Origin of the sequence: Streptomyces sp. NPDC015139 (assembly GCF_043079785.1) — a bacterium.
GTDB classification, from domain to species: Bacteria; Actinomycetota; Actinomycetes; order Streptomycetales; family Streptomycetaceae; genus Streptomyces; species Streptomyces albidocamelliae.
This window is the reverse complement of sequence record NZ_JBIBUW010000001.1, coordinates 69,814-87,377: the sequence shown is the minus strand read 5'-3', so window position 1 is coordinate 87,377 and position 17,564 is coordinate 69,814. Positions and strand designations below refer to the sequence as shown.

16 protein-coding genes are annotated in these 17,564 nt (G+C 74.3%); 6 read left to right on the top strand and 10 right to left on the bottom strand.

Annotated features, from left to right (window positions below):
- Positions 1-9 precede the first annotated feature (9 nt).
- From dnaK to ACF08B_RS00395, 4 genes are all read right to left on the bottom strand, one after another.
- The gene (dnaK, locus tag ACF08B_RS00410) at positions 10-1,902 is read right to left on the bottom strand and encodes a molecular chaperone DnaK (protein ID WP_392315325.1); all 1,893 of its coding nucleotides are present in this window, start codon (positions 1,900-1,902) and stop codon (positions 10-12) included.
- 138 nt (positions 1,903-2,040) lie between these two features.
- Positions 2,041-2,466: an OsmC family protein gene (locus tag ACF08B_RS00405; protein ID WP_073891740.1), complete on the bottom strand. Its 426-nt coding sequence runs from the start codon at positions 2,464-2,466 to the stop codon at positions 2,041-2,043.
- Positions 2,467-2,639: 173 nt separating this feature from the next.
- Positions 2,640-4,715: a phage holin family protein gene (locus ACF08B_RS00400; protein ID WP_392315324.1), complete on the bottom strand. Its 2,076-nt coding sequence runs from the start codon at positions 4,713-4,715 to the stop codon at positions 2,640-2,642.
- A 109-nt stretch (positions 4,716-4,824) separates the two neighbouring features.
- Positions 4,825-5,256, bottom strand: a complete 432-nt coding sequence (locus tag ACF08B_RS00395) for a hypothetical protein (protein ID WP_256340241.1) — start codon at positions 5,254-5,256, stop codon at positions 4,825-4,827.
- An 84-nt stretch (positions 5,257-5,340) separates the two neighbouring features.
- Here ACF08B_RS00395 and ACF08B_RS00390 point away from each other — a divergent pair, with 84 nt between their 5' ends.
- Both ACF08B_RS00390 and ACF08B_RS00385 read left to right on the top strand, forming a co-directional pair.
- Positions 5,341-6,114: an MBL fold metallo-hydrolase gene (locus ACF08B_RS00390; protein WP_392316007.1), complete on the top strand. Its 774-nt coding sequence runs from the start codon at positions 5,341-5,343 to the stop codon at positions 6,112-6,114.
- Between the two features lie 8 nt (positions 6,115-6,122).
- Positions 6,123-6,764, top strand: a complete 642-nt coding sequence (locus ACF08B_RS00385) for a DedA family protein (RefSeq protein ID WP_392315323.1) — start codon at positions 6,123-6,125, stop codon at positions 6,762-6,764.
- Between the two features lie 74 nt (positions 6,765-6,838).
- On the opposite strand, the gene ACF08B_RS00380 is transcribed toward ACF08B_RS00385, so the two are convergent.
- The 3 genes from ACF08B_RS00380 to ACF08B_RS00370 all read right to left on the bottom strand — a co-directional run bounded on the left by ACF08B_RS00380 (position 6,839) and on the right by ACF08B_RS00370 (position 10,368).
- Positions 6,839-7,957, bottom strand: coding sequence for an MBL fold metallo-hydrolase (locus ACF08B_RS00380; RefSeq protein WP_392315322.1), 1,119 nt, complete (start codon positions 7,955-7,957; stop codon positions 6,839-6,841).
- On the bottom strand, positions 7,954-9,210 hold the full coding sequence (locus ACF08B_RS00375; RefSeq protein ID WP_392315321.1) for an aminotransferase class I/II-fold pyridoxal phosphate-dependent enzyme: 1,257 nt from the start codon (positions 9,208-9,210) through the stop codon (positions 7,954-7,956). Before ACF08B_RS00375 ends, ACF08B_RS00380 begins: the two co-directional genes overlap by 4 nt.
- 219 nt (positions 9,211-9,429) lie before the next feature.
- A complete protein-coding gene (locus ACF08B_RS00370; RefSeq protein ID WP_392315320.1) occupies positions 9,430-10,368 on the bottom strand; it encodes a hypothetical protein in 939 nt (312 codons plus the stop codon).
- Between the two features lie 341 nt (positions 10,369-10,709).
- On the opposite strand from ACF08B_RS00370, the gene ACF08B_RS00365 reads away from it, so the two are divergent.
- From ACF08B_RS00365 to ACF08B_RS00355, 3 genes are all read left to right on the top strand, one after another.
- On the top strand, positions 10,710-12,506 hold the full coding sequence (locus ACF08B_RS00365; protein WP_392315319.1) for a thiamine pyrophosphate-requiring protein: 1,797 nt from the start codon (positions 10,710-10,712) through the stop codon (positions 12,504-12,506).
- 100 nt (positions 12,507-12,606) lie between these two features.
- Entirely contained in the window at positions 12,607-12,984 is a 378-nt protein-coding gene (locus ACF08B_RS00360; protein ID WP_392315318.1) for a DUF2795 domain-containing protein, read from the top strand.
- 55 nt (positions 12,985-13,039) lie between these two features.
- Complete coding sequence (locus tag ACF08B_RS00355; protein WP_392315317.1) at positions 13,040-13,582, top strand: type 1 glutamine amidotransferase domain-containing protein; 543 nt, start codon at positions 13,040-13,042, stop codon at positions 13,580-13,582.
- A 75-nt stretch (positions 13,583-13,657) separates the two neighbouring features.
- Here ACF08B_RS00355 and ACF08B_RS00350 read toward each other — a convergent pair whose 3' ends face one another.
- A complete protein-coding gene (locus ACF08B_RS00350; protein WP_093473339.1) occupies positions 13,658-13,915 on the bottom strand; it encodes a DUF6158 family protein in 258 nt (85 codons plus the stop codon).
- An 87-nt stretch (positions 13,916-14,002) separates the two neighbouring features.
- On the opposite strand from ACF08B_RS00350, the gene ACF08B_RS00345 reads away from it, so the two are divergent.
- Positions 14,003-15,115: a Vms1/Ankzf1 family peptidyl-tRNA hydrolase gene (locus ACF08B_RS00345; protein ID WP_392315316.1), complete on the top strand. Its 1,113-nt coding sequence runs from the start codon at positions 14,003-14,005 to the stop codon at positions 15,113-15,115.
- 26 nt (positions 15,116-15,141) lie between these two features.
- On the opposite strand, the gene ACF08B_RS00340 is transcribed toward ACF08B_RS00345, so the two are convergent.
- Positions 15,142-16,761 carry an ABC-F family ATP-binding cassette domain-containing protein gene (locus tag ACF08B_RS00340; RefSeq protein ID WP_392315315.1) on the bottom strand — a complete coding sequence of 540 codons (1,620 nt, stop codon included), beginning with the start codon at positions 16,759-16,761 and terminating at the stop codon, positions 15,142-15,144.
- Between the two features lie 42 nt (positions 16,762-16,803).
- Positions 16,804-17,523 (bottom strand): histidine phosphatase family protein, encoded by a 720-nt coding sequence (locus tag ACF08B_RS00335; RefSeq protein ID WP_392315314.1) that lies wholly within the window; start codon positions 17,521-17,523, stop codon positions 16,804-16,806.
- Positions 17,524-17,564: the final 41 nt, after the last annotated feature.

The window sequence follows — 17,564 nt, the reverse complement described above, 5'->3', positions numbered from 1 at the left end:
GGGCGCGGCCTAGGCCGCGCCTCCCTTCGCGTCCCCGTCCTCGTCGACGATCTCCGCGTCGACCACACCCTCCTCGTCGGAAGCGGTGCGGTGCTCCCCGCCGCTCCGCTCCCCGGCCGCCTCGCCGCCGGACGCGTCGCCACCGGCCGCGGACGCGGACGCGTACATCGCCTGGCCCATCTTCTGGCTGACGGTGGCGAGCTTCTCCACGCCCGTGCGCAGGGCGGCGGTGTCGGCCTCCTGCTCCAGCAGGGCCTTGAGCCCGGCGGTCGCCTCCTCGACCTCGCCACGGGTGTCGGCCGGTACGTGGTCGCGGTTGTCGGCGAGGAACCTCTCGGTCTGGTAGACGAGCTGTTCGGCCTGGTTGCGGGTCTCCGCGGCCTCGCGGCGCCGGCGGTCGTCGTCCGCGTACTGCTCGGCCTCGCGCATCAGGCGGTCGATGTCGTCCTTGGGCAGGGCGGACCCGCCGGTGACGGTCATCTTCTGCTCGCGGCCGGTGGCGAGATCCTTGGCGAAGACGTGCATGATCCCGTCGGCGTCGATGTCGAAGGCCACCTCGATCTGCGGGACACCGCGCGGCGCGGGCGGCAGCCCGGTGAGGTCGAAGACGCCGAGCTTCTTGTTGTACGCGGCGATCTCGCGTTCGCCCTGGTAGACCTGGATGGCGACCGAGGGCTGGTTGTCGGCGGCGGTGGTGAAGATCTCCGCACGGCGGGTCGGGATCGTGGTGTTGCGCTCGATCAGCCTGGTCATGATGCCGCCCTTGGTCTCGATGCCCAGGGACAGCGGGGTGACGTCGAGCAGCAGGACGTCCTTGACGTCACCGCGCAGGACGCCCGCCTGGAGGGCCGCGCCGACCGCGACCACCTCGTCGGGGTTGACGCCCTTGTGCGGGTCCTTGCCGGTGAGTTCCTTCACCAGCTCGGTGACGGCGGGCATCCGGGTGGAGCCGCCGACCAGGATGACGCGGTCGACCGCGGACAGCTCCACCCCGGCGTCCCGCACCGCCTGGTGGAAGGGGGTCTTGCAGCGGTCCAGCAGGTCGGCGGTGAGTTCCTGGAACTGGGCCCGGGTGAGTTTCTCCTCCAGGTGCAGCGGGCCCTCGGCGGAGGCGGTGATGTAGGGCAGGTTGATCGACGTCTCCGAGGAGGAGGACAGCTCGATCTTGGCCTTCTCCGCGGCCTCCCTCAGCCGCTGCACCGCCATCTTGTCGGCCGCGAGGTCGATGCCGTACTGCCCCTTGAACCGCTTGGCCAGGTGCTCGACGATCCGCTGGTCCCAGTCGTCGCCGCCGAGGTGCGTGTCGCCGTTGGTGGCCTTCACCTCGATGACGCCGTCGCCGATCTCCAGCAGCGACACGTCGAAGGTGCCGCCGCCCAGGTCGAACACGAGGACCGTCTGCTCCTCGCCGCGGTCCAGGCCGTAGGCGAGGGCGGCGGCGGTCGGCTCGTTGATGATCCGCAGCACCTTCAGGCCGGCGATCTCCCCGGCCTCCTTGGTGGCCTGCCGCTGGTGGTCGTCGAAGTAGGCGGGCACGGTGATCACCGCGTCCGTGACGTCCTCGCCCAGGTAGGCCTCCGCGTCCCGCTTCAGCTTCTGCAGCACCCGTGCCGACAGCTCCTGCGCGCGCAGCCGTGCGCCGTCCAGGGAGCCCTGCTCGGGGAAGCGCCACTGCGGATCGCCCATGTGCCGTTTCACCGAGCGGGCCGTGCGCTCCACGTTGGTCACGGCCTGCCGTTTGGCGACCTCGCCGACCAGTACCTCCCCGTTCTTCGCGAAGGCCACCACCGACGGGGTGGTCCGCGCGCCCTCCGCGTTGGCGACGACCGTCGGCTCGCCGCCCTCCAGGACGGCGACCACCGAGTTCGTCGTCCCGAGATCGATCCCGACCGCACGTGCCATGGTCCGTCCCCTTCCGCCCGGGCGCCTTCGGCACTTCCAGCACAGGACGTGCGTACGGCGCTGTCAATCCACGGGTTCCCAGGAAACGGCGGTGCCGCGCCCCCGGCGGGGGACGCGGCACACGGGGACGTACGAGCGTCAGGCCAGCTCGGCCGTCAGGGTGATGGTCGTGCCGGTCAGCGCCTGGCTGACGGGGCAGTTCTTCTTGGCGTCCTCGGCGGCCGAGGCGAAGCCCTCCGCGTCCAGGCCGGGCACCTCGCCGCGCACGGTGAGGTGGATGCCGGTGATGCCCTCACCGGGCTGGAAGGAGACGTCGGCGTTGGTCTCCAGCCGGGTGGGCGGGGTGCCGGCGCCGGCCAGGGCGTGCGAGAGGGCCATGGAGAAGCAGCTGGAGTGGGCGGCGGCGATCAGCTCCTCGGGGCTGGTCTTGCCGTTCGCGTCCTGGGCGCGCGAGGCCCACGTGACCGGCTGCTGGCCGATGCCGGAGGAGTCGAAGGTGACAACGCCGTTGCCCTCGAGCAGGTTGCCTTCCCAGACCGTGTGCGCGGTGCGCGTGGTAGCCACGATGGTTCCTTTCGCGAGTGGTCCCGTGTGCGGACTTCCTGTCCCTATCCGATCACATCCCGGCGCGTCGCACTCCGAAGACCGGCCCGCGCGGGGTGAACGGGAGGTGACTTCCCCGCGGACCTTCCCGGGCGGAAGCGCGGAAGCGCGGGAGCACGGGCGGGCCCCGGTGTTCAGGCGGCCCGCTCCGGGGCCGCGTCCATCGACAGCGGCACCTGGGGCCCGTCCAGTTCGCCGAGCCAGCGGCGCAGCAGGCGGTGCACGTCCTCGGCCCCGGTCAGCGGTTCCCCGTCCGCGGCGGGTGAGGACAGTTCCAGCGGGGCGAGCAGGAACGGATGGGACTGGGCGCCGCCGAGGCCGCCGTGGGAGCCGATCTGCTCCTCGAAGGCGAGGACCTCGCCGTCGGCGGGGTCGTGCGCGGAGTTGACCATGATGTCCGCGGTGTGCGGGAAGGAGTGGGTGCGCCGGACGGCGTCGGCGGCGCCGGGCCCGAAGCGGGCCAGCGGGCCGGGGTCGTCGTCCAGCCCGGCCAGCGGGATCTCGGCGCCGTACGCCCCGAGGACCACGCCGTCGTGCCGCTCGCTGCGCACCAGCAGGAAGCCGATGCCGGGATGGTTGGCGAGGGTGGTGAGCAGGCCGGGGTGGCGGGCGTCGATCTCCTCCTTGGTCATGCGGTGCGGCACGTCCGGGAAGGAGACCAGGCCCAGGTTGCCCGAGGCCAGCACGATCGGGTCGGGGCCGCCGGCGGCGGGGTGGCGCGCGCCGTTCTCCTCGGGGCGGCGCAGGGCCGCGCGCACGGCGGCGCGGGCCTCGGCGCCGCTGCGGGTACGTTCCGCGCGGCGCGGCACGGGCAGTCCGCAGCCGGCCCGGACGAGGTCGCCGAGAGTGAGGCCGTAGCGGGCGCGGAAGGTCTCGCCGGGGCTCTGGCCGTGGTCGGAGAGGACGACGATGCGGTAGGGGCGGGGGGCGTGTTCGGCGACCCGCTGGAGCAGGGCGAGGGACCGGTCGAGGCGTCCGAGCACCTTCTCGGCGTCCCGGCTGTGCGGTCCGGAGTGGTGGGCCACCTCGTCGTAGGCGACGAGGTCGGCGTAGACGGCGGTGCGGCCGGCGAGCATGTCGCCCATCACGGCGGCGACGACGACGTCCCGTTCGACGACGGTGGCGAAGGCGCGGACCAGGGGGTAGAGACCGCCGCGGCCGACGCGCGGGCGCTGTCTGCGCAGGCGGGCACGGGTGGACTGGCCGATCTCGCGGCCGACCTCGGCGGCGAAGGACAGGGCGGTCCGGACGGCGTTGGCCGGGTCGGAGAAGTAGGCGAAGTAGCCGGCGCGGGAACGGTTCTCCCGGCTGCGGCGGCGGGCGGCTATGGACAGGACGAGGGCCTGCTCGCCGGCGCCGCCGCTGAACAGGTTGCCGCGGCTGGCGCCGTCGACGGCGAGCAGCCCGCCGTCACCGGTGCGCTCGACGGCGCGTTCCTGGAGCTCGGCGGCGCTGGTCGGCCGGTTGGACACCATCACCTCGCCCCGGTCCTTCTCGTACCAGCGGAACGCCGGCACGTCGAAGGTGCTGCCGTGCAGGATGCCGAGCTGGCTGGCGCCGGTCTGGCTGGACCAGTCGGTGCGCCAGGGCACGAGGCGGTGGGTGGGCGGTGCGCCGTCGGCCGTGGCCAGCCAGCCGGCGAGCGTGGGCATGAGGCCCCTGCGGACCGCGGAGGTGAGGACGTCGTGGCCGACGCCGTCGAGTTGGACGCAGACCAGGCCGGGGGCGGACGGGCAGGGCGGGTGGGCGCGGCGGCTGCGGGTGGCGAGCCGGTGCAGCCGGCGCCGGTAGGTCTCGTCGTCGCGTACGGCGAGGCCGGCGCCGGTCGCCGAGGCCACGGCGGACATCACGGCGGCCACCATGACGGCGGTCTCCGGTGCCGCCTCGCCCTGCCCGGTGGGGTTGATGCGCAGGGCGAGCAGCAGCAGGGAGCCGTTGAGGAAGAAGACCAGCAGGCCGAGCACCAGCGCCGGCACGAGCAGCAGCAGCCGGACCAGCAACGGCCAGACCACGGCCGACAGGACACCGAAGGCACCGGCGCCGCACGCCGCGGTGACCGCGATGCGGGTGGTGCTGTCGCCGTCGTCGGACTGGAGCTGGAAGTCGGGCAGGATCCCGGCGAGCAGCAGCATGGTGACCGTGGAGACCGCCCATACGGCGATGCTCCGCCCGATCTGACTGGCGATCCGCCGCCACCGCACCCCACGCACGCCCCGCACCCCTCACGTCCCGGCCCCTGAACCGACCGGGCCGGTCCCCACCTTGTCATACCGGTCGGGAGAGGGCGCGGGCCGTCGGGGCACCGGCGGAGCCCCGGGGTCAGCGGCCGTCGTAGCCCGCCGTCGGCATGGACAGGCGGCGGTGGACGTGTGCCTTCATCTGGGCGTCGTACGACGGCTCGGCGCGGCCCACCGTCTCGACCCGCACGCCCCGGCGCGCGCACTCGGCGGTGAACTCCTCCACCGAGGACAGGGCCCGTTCGAGCACCCGGCGGCTGGGGGCGACGAACACGTCGACGCCGGGCCGCACCCCGTCCCACAGGGCGCAGTGGTCGAAGCGCAGCCCGCCGACGAGGAGTTCCCGGGCGATCACGTAGCCGCGCTCGGCCGCCCAGCGGGCGCACATCGCGTGCTGGCTGCGGGAGTCCACCAGGAAGGGTTCGGCCTCCAGTTCCTCCAGAGGTGTCAGGCTGGCGATCGCGGTCACCCGCACCGGCATGATCGCGCCGAAGGCACCCCGCAGCTGTCCCATGGCGTCCCCCTCACCTCCGGGTTTCGCCGCCGACCCTACTCCTGCCCGTAGGCTTCGGGGAGTCGTGTGAAGGAGGCGAAGGAGGTGCCGGTGGAGATCACCTGGTGGGGTCACGCCACCTGCACGGTGGAGGACGCGAACACACGGGTGCTCACCGATCCCCTGTTCGCCCGCAGGCTGGCGCATCTGCGGCGCCGCCGCGGCGACGTTCCGCCCGCCGAGGCGCGCCGCGCCGACGTCGTCCTCGTCAGCCATCTGCACGCCGACCATCTGCATCTGCCCTCGCTGGCCGGTCTGGCCCCGGGCACGCGCCTGCTCGTGCCCCGGGGCGCACCACGGGCGGTACCGGGGGTGCGCCGGCTGCGGCACCTGCGGGTGACCGAGGTGGCGCCCGGGGACGAGGTGCGGATCGGCGACCTGCTGGTGCGGGTGGTGCCCGCGCAGCACGACGGCCGGCGTCTGCCGGTGGGTCCGCACAGCTGCCCCGCGCTCGGTTACGTCGTGGAGGGCGAGGCGCGCACGTACTTCGCCGGGGACACCGGGCTGTTCGACACGATGGCGGAGCAGGTGGGCCCGGTGGACGTGGCGCTGCTGCCGGTGGGCGGCTGGGGGCCGTACCTCGGTGAGGGGCACCTGGACGCGGGGCGGGCGGCACGCGCGCTGGCCCTGCTGGCGCCGCGGGCGGCGGTGCCGGTGCACTACGGGACGTACTGGCCGATCGGGATGGACGCGATCCGGCCGCACGAGTTCCACGCGCCGGGCGACGAGTTCGTGCGGCTGGCGGCCGTGGCCGCACCGGAGGTCTCGGTGCACCGGCTGGGGCACGGGGAGAGTGTCCGGCCGGAGGTCGCCCGGTGAGAGGTTCGGTGCCCGCCGCGATACTCGCGGCCGCCTCGGTCTCGGCCGTGCCGACGGAGTCGACCCAGCAGGTGCTCGGGTACCCGTCGTTGTTCCTGCTGGTGCTGGTCGGCGCGCTGGTGCCGGTGGTGCCGACGGGGGCGCTGGTGAGTTCGGCCGCGGTGGTGGCGTTCCATCAGACGGCGCCGTTCTCCCTGCTCCTGGTGTTCGTGACGGCGTCGCTGGCCGCGTTCCTCGGGGACGCGGCGCTGTACTGGCTGGGGCGGCGCGGGCTGGGGTCGAAGAACGGCTCCCGGTGGCTGGAGGCGATCCGGTCGCGGGCTCCGGAGGAGCGGCTGGAGCAGGCGCAGGGCAAGCTGGCCGAGCACGGGGTCGCGGTGCTGGTGCTGTCCCGGCTGGTACCGGCGGGGCGCATACCGGTGATGCTGGCGTGCCTGCTGGCCGAGTGGCCGCTGCGGAGGTTCGCGCGGGGGAACCTTCCGGCGTGTCTGGCATGGGCGGTGACGTACCAGGTGATCGGCATTCTGGGCGGGTCGCTGTTCCCGGAGCCGTGGGAGGGCGTGCTCGCGGCGGTCGCGCTGACCGTGGTGGTCAGCGCGGTGCCGGGTCTCGTACGGCGGTTCCGCCAGCAGCCGAAGAGGGCTCGGTAGCGACCGAAGAGGGTTCCGCCAGCAGCCGAGGAGGCCGGGCGGCGGCCGGCGAGGTCCTGTGCCGGCCGGCGGCCCTACGGGTTTCCGTCCGCCAGCACCCGCGATCCGCCGACCGGGAGGTCCCACAGGTCGCCGGCGTCGAGTCCGGCCTTCTCCCAGGCCGTCCGCACCCGGGTGAGCGGCTCCAGGACCGGCTCGGCGGAGAGGACGAACGTGCCCCAGTGCATGGGGGCCATCCGGCGGGCACCCAGGTCCAGCGTGGCCCGCACCGCCTCCTCCGGATCGCAGTGCACGTCGCTCAGCCACCAGCGCGGGTCGTAGGCGCCGATGGGCATCAGCGCGAGGTCGATGCCCGGGTAGCGGCGGCCGATGCGGGAGAACCAGTGGCCGTAGCCGGTGTCGCCGGCGAAGTACAGGCGCTGCCGGCCGGGTGCCGTGAGGATCCAGCCGCCCCAGAGGCTGTGGCAGGTGTCGGTGAGGGTGCGCTTGGACCAGTGGTGGGCGGGCACGAAGTCGAACCGCACACCGGCGAGTTCGGCTCCCTCCCACCAGTCCAGCTCGGTGACCCGGGTGAACCTGCGGCGCTGGAACCAGCGGCCGAGCCCTGCGGGTGCGAACACCGGGGTGTCGCGCGGGAGTCGGCGCAGGGTGGGGGCGTCGAGGTGGTCGTAGTGGTTGTGGCTGATGACGACGGCGTCCACGCGGGGCAGGCTGTCCCAGGGCACGCCGACGGGGGTGATGCGGGCCGGGGTGCCGAGGATGCGGCGGGACCAGACGGGGTCGGTGAGGACCGTGAGGCCGCCGATCCGGACGATCCAACTGGCGTGTCCGGCCCAGGTGACGGCGAGGGCGCGGGTGCCGACGCGGGGCGGCGGCGCGGGCTCGTAGGGCACCCTCGACGCGTCGGCGAGGCCTTCCGGACCGGGGCGTACGGCACCCTCGCGGGCGAAGCGGGCGAGGGCCTTGAGGCCGGGCAGGGGGGCGGTGAGCCGGTCGTGGAAGGTCCGCGGCCAGACCCGGTGTTCGCCGAGTGGGCGGGGCTCGGCGAGCGGTGGCGAGGCGGGCGCGAGCGGGGTCGGGGCGTCGGGCGCGTGGGCCGCCGCGGTCGTTGCGGCAGCGGGGGTCGTGTCGGCGGTGGCGGTCGTGTCGGTGGTGGTCGTGACCGGTCCGGGCTCGTGCGTCTGCTGCGTCATCGAGGAGGCTCCCGTCGCTGAGCGTCGTCGCGGAGATCGTCGAGGACCGACCTCAAGGAGATCAACGCGCGTTCCACGTGTGGCAGTTCCAACGGCTCGGGGGACATGAGGCATTCCGCGCGGTCCTCGTCCGTGCCGCGCAGCAGGGACCCGGTGGCGAGCCGGACGCGCAGGGCACCGAGGTCGTCGCCGAAGCGGTGGCCGCCGGGCGCGGGCATGCCGAGCCGGGCGGTGAGGAGATCCTCCAGTTCCTGGGCGTCGCCGACCCCTTGCGCCGTCAGGGGCGAGCGCAGCGGCGCGAGATCGGCGTAGAGATGGCGGCCGGCCTGCGGCGGCCGGGCGAGCGCGCCCGCGGCGACGACCGCGGCGTGCACGGCGGCGGCCAGCCGCGCGTGCAGCCGTACGGCGGCCTCGCGGCGCTCGGTGACGGGTGCGGGTTCGTCGAGGGCGTAGCCGGCGGCCGCGGCGACGGGTGCGGCGATCCGCGCGTCGAGCGCGGTGAGGATGTCGAGCACGCGCGCGTGGAGAACCCGTCCGTCACCGGTCGCGGGGAAGCGGGCCACGGCGGCGGGCCAGCCGGGGGGCAGCAGGGAGCCCCCGAGGTCGGTGACGACGGTGACCCGGTCGGGCTGCATCTCGGCGGGGCTGAGCAGCACGGTCGCGTGCGGGGCGTGCAGGGTGTCGCGCCAGGTCTCGTCGCTGACCAGGTGCAGTCCCTCGGCCGTCGCGGCCTCGACGGTCTCGTGCAGCAGTTCGGGCGGGGCGACGGTGGCGGTGGGGTCGTCGGCGACGGACAGGACCAGCAGCCGGGGGTCGCCGCCCTCGGCGCGGACCCGGCGGACGGTCTCCAGCAGGGCGTACGGGTCGGGGACACCGCCGCTCTCGGCGGGGGTGGGCACGTGGTAGACGGGCCGACCGAGCAGCCGCGCGTACGGCGCCCACCAGGCGGCGCAGGGCCGGGGCACGAGGACGTCGGCGCCGTCCCCGGCGAGCGCGGCGGTGAGGGCGAGCAGCAGTGCGGGGGCGCCGGGGCCGACGGCCACCTGGTCGGGGACGCAGGCCAGTCCCCGGCGCGTGAAGTAGCCGCAGGCCGCCTCCAGCAGCGCGGGGGCACCGCCGACGGGCTGGGCCGCGGCGCGGTGTGCCGCGCCGGCGAGCACGGACGACAGCTCGGGCAGCACGGGCAGTCCGTCGGCGGGCAGGGGCGGGCCGTACCGGACGGGTCCGTGGTCCTCGGGGTCCGTCCGCCGCATGTCCGCCTCCGCGCAGTCCGTGGTGCCGTGTGCTGTCCCGTCGGGTCGTGCTGTGGCCGGGGATTCGCGGCTGGTGCGTGGGGTGCCCGTTGCCGGTGTGTCCTCGGAAGGTGTGTACCCGCAGGACGGTCCTCCATGGCGGCGACCGCGAGCCCGCGGGTCACCGGCTGGCGTCCCGGGCGGCCGGGAGCACGGGGCGCGGTCCTCGGCCGCGGGCGGTCACACCGCGGACCGCCCGCGGCCGTACATCCGGTACACCGCTCCCGCGCAGGCGGCGGCGATGAACAGGCCGCCGGCGACGAGGGCGGGGACCGAGTCGCTGAAGGTGCCTCCCGTGCCGGCCTGCACGGGACGCTGCACGGCGGCCGGGTCGCAGTCGCCGGCGTCGCGGGTGTCGCGGCAGCCGGGGTCGCCGGAGCAGTCCGCCCCGTGCGACTCCCCGCACGGGCGGTCCTCGTCGGAACAGGCGGCGCCGGCGCAGTCCTGACCCCCGCCACCGCCCTGGCACTCCTTGCCCGCCCCGGTGTCCCCGGCACCCGTGCACCGGTCCCCGCCGCCCGCGCACTCCTTTCCGTCCCCGGGGCACGCGTCCGGGCCGCCCGGGCACTGCTCCCCCGTCCCGGTGCAGGGCGTGTCCTCCCGGCCCGAGGTCCGGTCCGGGCACGGCTCGTCCGCCCGGCAGCCCGTCCCCGTCGGGCAGGACTGCCCCTCCCGGCACCGGCCGCCGTCCCCGCACCGCGCTCCGTCCTCGCAGGGCCGGCTGTCGCCGCCCGGGACCGCGGAGTCCGGGTCCCTGGGGGCGGCCGGTCCGCTCGGGGCCGCCGGGCAGGCGCCGTCGTCGGTCGGGACGGGGCCCGGGACGCCGCCGAGCGAGGGGTCGTCACCCGCGGGGTCGCCGGCGGCGCTCCCGAGGGCGTCCCCGGCCGGCGGGCCGGCCCTGCCGGTGACCCGGTCCGGCTGTGCGGTGACGCCCTCGTAGGAGGGCGAGGCGGGGTCGCCGCTCCGCGGTGGCAGCCCGGTGACCGGATCGCAGGCGGCGGACACGGCGAGCGAGCCGGCGTCGGCGGCCGGGTCGGCGAAGGCGGCCGCGGACGCCGGGAGGACGAGTGCGGCACCGGCGGCGAGGGCGACGGACAGGGCGCGGGCGGTGCGGCGCATGCGAAGGGCTCCTCGGCGGATACGGCGGGGTCCGTGGCGCCGGGACGGCGTACCGCCGGGCCGTGCCACGGGTGCGGGCACGGGGCGTGCCCTCGCTGCCATGACAGCCCGCACCCCGGCGCACCGCGCGCGGCCGGACCCCATTCGAGGGGATGCGGACGCCCGGCCGGGTGACAGACCCGCCGGGCAGGCGTAGCCGGCCCGCGGACCGTCGGCCGGCGGACACCGCGGCCGGGCCGCCCCGGGGCGCCCGGCCGCGGAGGTTTTCCGTGCCCCCCACAGGTGACTCGGCACGTGCTGACCGGATCGTCCAATCGGCATCGCACCGGGAGGTTCCCTTCATGAGCACCAAGGTCTCCGACCACATCCTCGAACGCCTGCGCGCCTGGGGCGTGGAACAGGTCTTCGGCTATCCGGGCGACGGCATCAACGGACTGCTCGCCGCCTGGGGCCGCGCCGACGACAAGCCGCGGTTCATCCAGTCCCGTCACGAGGAGATGTCCGCGTTCGAGGCCGTCGGGTACGCCAAGTTCAGCGGCCGGCTCGGGGTGTGCGCGGCGACCTCGGGACCGGGCGCGATCCACCTGCTCAACGGCCTGTACGACGCCAAGCTCGACCACGTGCCGCTGCTGGCGATCGTCGGGCAGACCAACCGGACCGCGATGGGCGGCTCCTACCAGCAGGAAGTGGACCTGCACACGCTGTACAAGGACGTCGCCTCCGACTTCGTGGAGACGGTGACCGTCCCCGAGCAACTGCCGAACGTACTGGACCGGGCGATCCGCACCGCCTACTCCCGGCGCAGCCCGACGGCGCTCATCATCCCCGGCGACGTGCAGGAGCTGGACTACTCGCCGCCGACGCACGAGTTCAAGATGGTGCCCTCCAGTCTGGGCATGAGCGACTACACGGCGACCCCGACGGACGAGGCGCTGCGCCGGGCCGCGGACGTGCTGAACGAGGGCGACAAGGTCGCGATCCTGGTGGGCCAGGGTGCGGCCGGCGCGGTCGTGGAGGTGCAGGAGATCGCCGAGCTGCTCGGCGCGGGCGTCGCGAAGGCGCTGCTCGGCAAGGACGTCCTCAGCGACGAACTGCCGTACGTCACCGGCCCGATCGGCCTGCTGGGCAGCCGGCCGTCGTACGAGATGATGCGGGACTGCGACACGCTGCTGACGATCGGTTCGTCGTTCCCGTACACGCAGTTCATGCCGGACTTCGGCAAGGCGCGCGGGGTGCAGATCGACATCGACCCGCACATGATCGGCATGCGCTACCCGTACGAGGTGAACCTCGTCGGCGACGCCAGGGCGACGCTCCAGCGGCTGATCCCGATGCTGAAGGCCGACCGGGGCGGCCGCGAGTGGTACGACACGGTGTCCGCGAACGTGCGCCGCTGGCACGAGACGATGGAACGACGGGCCGGCCTGTCCGCCGACCCGATCAACCCCGAGTACGTGGCCCGGGCCCTGGATCCGCTGCTGCCGGACAACGTGATCCTGACCTCGGACTCCGGTTCGGTCGCCAACTGGTACGCGCGGCACATCACCATGCGGCCGGGCATGCGCGGATCGCTGTCGGGAACGCTGGCGACGATGGGTCCCGGGGTGCCGTACGCCATCGGCGCCAAGTTCGCGCATCCGGACCGGCCGGTGGTCGCGCTGGTCGGGGACGGCGCGATGCAGATGAACGGGCTGGCGGAGATGATCACCGCGGCCAAGTACCGGGACCGCTGGTCGGATCCGCGGATGGTGGTCGCCGTGTGGAACAACCACGACCTGAACCAGGTCACGTGGGAGATGCGGGCCATGGAGGGCTCCCCGTCCTTCCTGCCGTCGCAGGAGATCCCGGACGTCCAGTACGCCGCGTTCGCCCGCTCCCTCGGTCTGACCGGCATCCGGGTGGAGAAGCCCGAGGACGTCGAGGCGGGCTGGCGCGCGGCCCTCGACGCCGACGGACCCGCCGTCGTCGAGTTCCTCACCGACCCCGCCGTACCGCCGATCCCGCCGCACGCCACGTGGGAGCAGATGGAGGCGACGGCGACGTCGATCCTGAAGGGCGACGCCGACCGGGGCTCGATGATCAAACAGGGGCTGAAGGCCAAGGTGCAGGAGTTCCTGCCGGGCCGGGACAAGAAGTAGCGGGACGACCGGATTCGGCCGGTTTCCGGTGGGCGGATCCGGTGTCGGCCCCCGGACCGCCGGGTACGCGGTGCGGACCACCGACCCTCTGGAGGGAGATATGCAGCGAGGCAGTGACCGGCTGAGCGTGCACCGGGACGACGAGATGAAGCACGAACTGAAGGGCCTGCTGAGGTCCGGCCACCCGACACGCGTCGAGGAGTGGCACGACCCGGAGCCGGCCGCGGACGACGACCCCCAGGTCTGGAGCGGCCCGGTGGGCGGCCTGGGATCGCAGGCGTCGCTGGAGCGGTGGCGGATGGAGCTGGCCCGGCACCTGAACCGGCACGCGTTCCCCGCCCGGACGGGCGAGCTGGCGCGGGCCCTGCGCCGGAGCAACGCCCCCGGCGGGCTGGTGGACGCGGTCGCCCGGCTGCCGCACGGGGACCGGTTCGAGAACGTGCAGCAACTGGCGGAGGCGCTGGTGGGCGGCGAATGAGCCGGGGCCGGGCGGCCGAGGCCGCCGTGCGCGCCGGGAAAGGAACCTGAAGATCATGCGTATAGCGTTTCTGGTGGCGCCGGAGGGCGTCGAGCAGGTCGAGCTGACGGAGCCGTGGAAGGCGGCCTCGGACGCCGGGCACGAACCGGTGCTGGTGTCGACCGGGTCCGGGAAGATCCAGGCGTTCGACCATCTCGACAGGGCGGACACGTTCCCCGTGGACGAGGTGGTGGGCGAGGCGTCGGCCGGTTCGTTCGGGGGGCTGGTGCTGCCCGGCGGGGTGGCCAACCCGGACTTCCTGCGGATGGACGAGAAGGCCGTCGGGTTCGTGAAGGACTTCTTCGAGCAGGGCAGGCCGGTGGCGGCGATCTGCCACGCGCCGTGGACGCTGGTGGAGGCGGACGTGGTGCGCGGCCGGGTGCTGACCTCCTGGCCGAGCCTGCGGACGGACATCCGCAACGCCGGCGGCACCTGGGTGGACGAGCAGGTCAAGATCTGCGACCACGGTCCGAACCAGCTGGTGACCAGCCGCAAGCCGGACGATCTGAAGGCGTTCTGCGACGCGTTCCTGCACGTGTTCGCCGGGGAGGCCGGCTGATCGGACGGTCCCGTCACGGGAAGGGCCGGCCCGCAGCGGGCCGGCCCTTTCGTGTGCGGGTTTCGGGGCCGCCCGTCAGGTGGCGGGCGTACCCGGAGTCGCCGCCTCGCCACAGCCCCGCTCACGGGCGCCCTCGCGGGTGCGGCCCGCGCTCACCAGACGGCGCGGGTTGCGGCGCAGGTACTCGCCCTCCAGCTGTGCCATGCGCTCGTTGTGGGCCCGCAGCGCGTCGTTCGAGGCGTACAGGAGGGTGTCGTGGCGCGTGCGGTGGATCGTCTCCAGCTCCTTCATGAGCTGCTGGTCGTCCAGCCTGCTGGGGTCGACTCCGGTCATCGTGGTTCCCCGCTCGTCGTGTTCGTGTCCGCGGTCCGGGTACCCGCCCGGCCTGCACTGCCACCAAGCGGTTTCCGGGAGGAATCCATGGAGCTCGCGTTCCTGAATCCACTGTACGAACATCCGGGGTCCTGGGCCTCCGCATACGTCGACCTCTCCCAGCACGACGAGGACATGGACCATCGGAGGCGCCTCACGGCGGAGGCGGTGTCCCGGGAGCTGCGCGACCAGGGCGCCGACGAGGCCACCTGCCGGGCGGTGCACGACGCCGTCGAAGGGCTGAGCCCGTCGGAGCCCTACGGCAGGGCCGTGTTCGCCCGCAACGGCGAGGTGGCGCTCCTGGTGCCGCTGACGAAGGCGCCGCCGCAGGGCCTGGTGCACTGGGGCACGCTGCCGCACGTGACACCGCTGCTGGACCTGGCCGGTGAGGACCCCGTGTCGCTGGTGGCGTACATCGACCGCACGGGCGCCGACCTCGAACTGCGCAGCGCGCTGCTGCACGAGGAGGCCGGGCAGGTGACGGGCCGGCAGTGGCCGACGCACCGGGCGAAGTCCTCCGACTGGTCCGAGCGCCACTTCCAGCTGAAGGTGGAGAACACCTGGGAGCACAACGCCCGGGAGATCGCCGGCGCGCTCGCCGACTGCCAGGAGGAGACAGGCGCCGACCTGCTGCTGCTGTGCGGGGACGACCGGGAGTGCCGTGCGGTGCACGAGCAGCTGCCCGGACATCTTCGCGACCGGACGGTGGAGACCGAGCACGGCAGGGGCAGCCGGCTGCTGCCCCAGGAGGTCGACGAGATCCGCGCCCGGCACGTGCGCGAGCGTGTCCTGGCCGAGGTCGACCGGTACCGGGCGGCCCGGGTGCCGGACGAGGAGCGGCGGGCCGCGGCCTGCGAAGGGGTGCCCCAGCTGATCGAGGCGGCGCGTGAGCACCGGCTCGCCGAGCTGCTGATCCGCCCGGACGCCCCGGACACGCACCGCCAGGTGTGGATCTCCGAGGATCCCGACCAGCTGGCGGCCCGCCGTACGGAGCTGAAGGACCTCGGCGAGCGCCAGTCCTGGCCGGCCCGCGCGGACGACGCGCTCGTCCGGGCGGCCGTGGTGACCGACGCGCCGGTGTTCTCGCTGACCCCGGTCCTGGAGGAGACCGGCGACGAGGTCCCGGCGGGCGGTATGGGCGCGCTGCTGCGCTGGAAGTGACCGCCGGGCGGTGACGGGCGGGCCCGCTAGCGGGCCCGCTCGACGCGCCGTTCGTCCCAGACCGGCTCCGGTGTCTCGCGGACGCGGCCGTCGGAGCCGAAGACCAGGTAGCGGTCGAAGGAGCGGGCGAACCAGCGGTCGTGGGTGACCGCGAGCACCGTGCCCTCGTAGGCCTCCAGGCCCTCCTGGAGCGCCTCGGCGGACTCCAGGTCGAGGTTGTCGGTGGGCTCGTCCAGCAGGAGGGCGGTGGCGCCCTCCAGTTCCAGCAGCAGGATCTGGAAACGGGCCTGCTGGCCGCCCGAGAGCCGGTCGAAGGACTGCTCGGCCTGCTGGGTCAGCTCGTAGCGGCGCAGCCGGGACATGGCCGCGCCCCGGTCCTGGGCGTGTTCCTTCCACAGGATGTCCAGCAGGGTGCGGCCCCGCAGCTCCGGATGGGCGTGGGTCTGCGCGAAGTGACCGGGTACGACCCGCGCGCCCAGCTTGAACGCGCCCGTGTGCGCCACGTCCTGCCCGGCCAGCAGCCGCAGGAAGTGCGACTTGCCCGAGCCGTTGGAGCCGAGGACGGCGACCCGTTCGCCGTAGAAGACCTCCAGGTCGAAGGAGTTCATCAGGCCGGTCAGCTCCAGCCCCTCGCAGGTGACGGCCCGCACGCCGGTACGGCCGCCCTTGAGGCGCATGGTGATGTCCTGCTCGCGCGGCGGCTCCGGCGGCGGTCCGGCCTCCTCGAACTTGCGCAGCCTGGTCTGCGCGGCCGCGTACCGGGACGCCATCTCGTGGCTGACGGCGGCGGCCTGGCGGAGGTTGAGGACGAGCTTCTTCAGCTGGGCGTGCTTCTCGTCCCAGCGGCGGCGCAGCTCCTCGAAGCGGGCGAAGCGCTCCCGGCGCGCCTCGTGGTAGGTGGCGAAGCCGCCGCCGTGCACCCAGGCGTCCGCGCCGGCCGGCCCGGGCTCCACCGAGACGATCTTCTCCGCTGCGCGGGCGAGGAGTTCCCGGTCGTGGGAGACGAACAGGACCGTCTTGCGGGTCTCCGCGAGCTGTTCCTCCAGCCAGCGCTTGCCGGGGACGTCGAGGTAGTTGTCCGGCTCGTCCAGCAGCAGCACCTCGTCGGTGCCGCGCAGCAGCGCCTCCAGCACGAGGCGTTTCTGTTCGCCCCCGGACAGGGTGCGCACCTGCCGCCACTGGGCACGCTCGTAGGGCACGCCCAGCGCGGCGGTGGTGCACATGTCCCACAGGGTCTCGGCCTCGTAGCCGCGTACCTCGGCCCAGTCGGCGAGGGCCTGCGCGTACCTCATCTGGGCGGCCTCGTCGTCGACGGTCAGGATGGCGTGCTCGGCCTCGTCCACCGCCCGGGCCGCCTCCCGGATGCGCGGCGGGGCGACGGACACCAGCAGGTCCCGTACGGTCGTCTCGTCGCGTACGGAGCCCACGAACTGGCGCATCACGCCGAGGCCGCCGCCGACCGTGACGGTGCCGCCGTGCGGCTTCAGCTCGCCCGAGATCAGGCGCAGCAGGGTCGTCTTGCCGGCGCCGTTGGGGCCGACCAGGGCGACGACGGCGCCTTCGCCGACCCGGAAGGACACGTCCCCGAGCAGCGTCCTCCCGTCGGGGAGGTGGTACTCGAGGTGCGCGGCTTCCAGATGTCCCATGGTCAGGCATTCTGCGGGGCGGCCGGGACCGGGGGCAAACCCTTATCGGACGGTACCGCCCGGCGGCTCCGGCGCGGGTCCGCGCCGGCCCGCCGTGTCCGGCGGGCCCGCGAGCGGGTCGAGCGGCTCCCCGGCCGGGCCGCCCTCGCCCGCCGGTTCCACGGTCGCTCCCTCCCACGTCAGGGCGTTCCAGCCGGTGTCGGGCGAGCCCTCCAGGACGACCACGCCGGTGTTCTCCAGGGGGCGGGCCGCCGCGTAGGCCACGTCGACGTTGCCGGCGCGGGCGGCGGTCCACATGCGGATCGCGGCGCCGTGGCTGACCATGGCGACCGTGCGGGCGCCGTCGGCGGCGGCCTCGGCGACCACGGCGTCGTACCGTGCGAGCACCTCCGCGCCGCTCTCCGCGCCGGGGATGCGCAGCGCGGTGTCGCCCGCCGCCCACGCGAAGACCGTGCGCAGGTACCGCTCGCCCTCCGGTGAGCGGCCGGGGCACATCTCCAGGTCGCCGGCGGCGACCTCGCGGATGCCGTCGCGCACGAGCACGCCGAGACCGCGGGCGGCGGCCAGCGGGGCGGCCGTGAGCTGGGTGCGTACCAGGGTGGAGGCGTACAGCGCCTCGATGTCCTCGCCGGCGAGCGCCTCCGGCAGAGCGGCGGCCTGGGCCTCGCCGAGCGCGGTCAGTCCCGGTCCCGGTGCGGCCGTGTCCAGCAGATGGTGCAGATTGGACGGGGTCTGGCCGTGGCGGACGAGCAGCAGGCGCATCCGGGCGATCTCCTTACGCGACACCGGTCGTGCGCGCGGCA

Excerpts from the sequence above, each read along its gene's own strand:
- dnaK (WP_392315325.1), bottom strand. The coding sequence starts at position 1,902 with ATGGCACGTGCGGTCGGGATCGATCTCGGGACGACGAACTCGGTGGTC.
- ACF08B_RS00395 (WP_256340241.1), bottom strand. The coding sequence starts at position 5,256 with ATGGGACAGCTGCGGGGTGCCTTCGGCGCGATCATGCCGGTGCGGGTG.
- ACF08B_RS00380 (WP_392315322.1), bottom strand. The coding sequence starts at position 7,957 with ATGACGCAGCAGACGCACGAGCCCGGACCGGTCACGACCACCACCGAC.
- ACF08B_RS00375 (WP_392315321.1), bottom strand. The coding sequence starts at position 9,210 with ATGCGGCGGACGGACCCCGAGGACCACGGACCCGTCCGGTACGGCCCG.
- ACF08B_RS00370 (WP_392315320.1), bottom strand. The coding sequence starts at position 10,368 with ATGCGCCGCACCGCCCGCGCCCTGTCCGTCGCCCTCGCCGCCGGTGCC.
- ACF08B_RS00365 (WP_392315319.1), top strand. The coding sequence starts at position 10,710 with ATGAGCACCAAGGTCTCCGACCACATCCTCGAACGCCTGCGCGCCTGG.
- ACF08B_RS00360 (WP_392315318.1), top strand. The coding sequence starts at position 12,607 with ATGCAGCGAGGCAGTGACCGGCTGAGCGTGCACCGGGACGACGAGATG.
- ACF08B_RS00355 (WP_392315317.1), top strand. The coding sequence starts at position 13,040 with ATGCGTATAGCGTTTCTGGTGGCGCCGGAGGGCGTCGAGCAGGTCGAG.
- ACF08B_RS00350 (WP_093473339.1), bottom strand. The coding sequence starts at position 13,915 with ATGACCGGAGTCGACCCCAGCAGGCTGGACGACCAGCAGCTCATGAAG.
- ACF08B_RS00345 (WP_392315316.1), top strand. The coding sequence starts at position 14,003 with ATGGAGCTCGCGTTCCTGAATCCACTGTACGAACATCCGGGGTCCTGG.
- ACF08B_RS00340 (WP_392315315.1), bottom strand. The coding sequence starts at position 16,761 with ATGGGACATCTGGAAGCCGCGCACCTCGAGTACCACCTCCCCGACGGG.
- ACF08B_RS00335 (WP_392315314.1), bottom strand. The coding sequence starts at position 17,523 with ATGCGCCTGCTGCTCGTCCGCCACGGCCAGACCCCGTCCAATCTGCAC.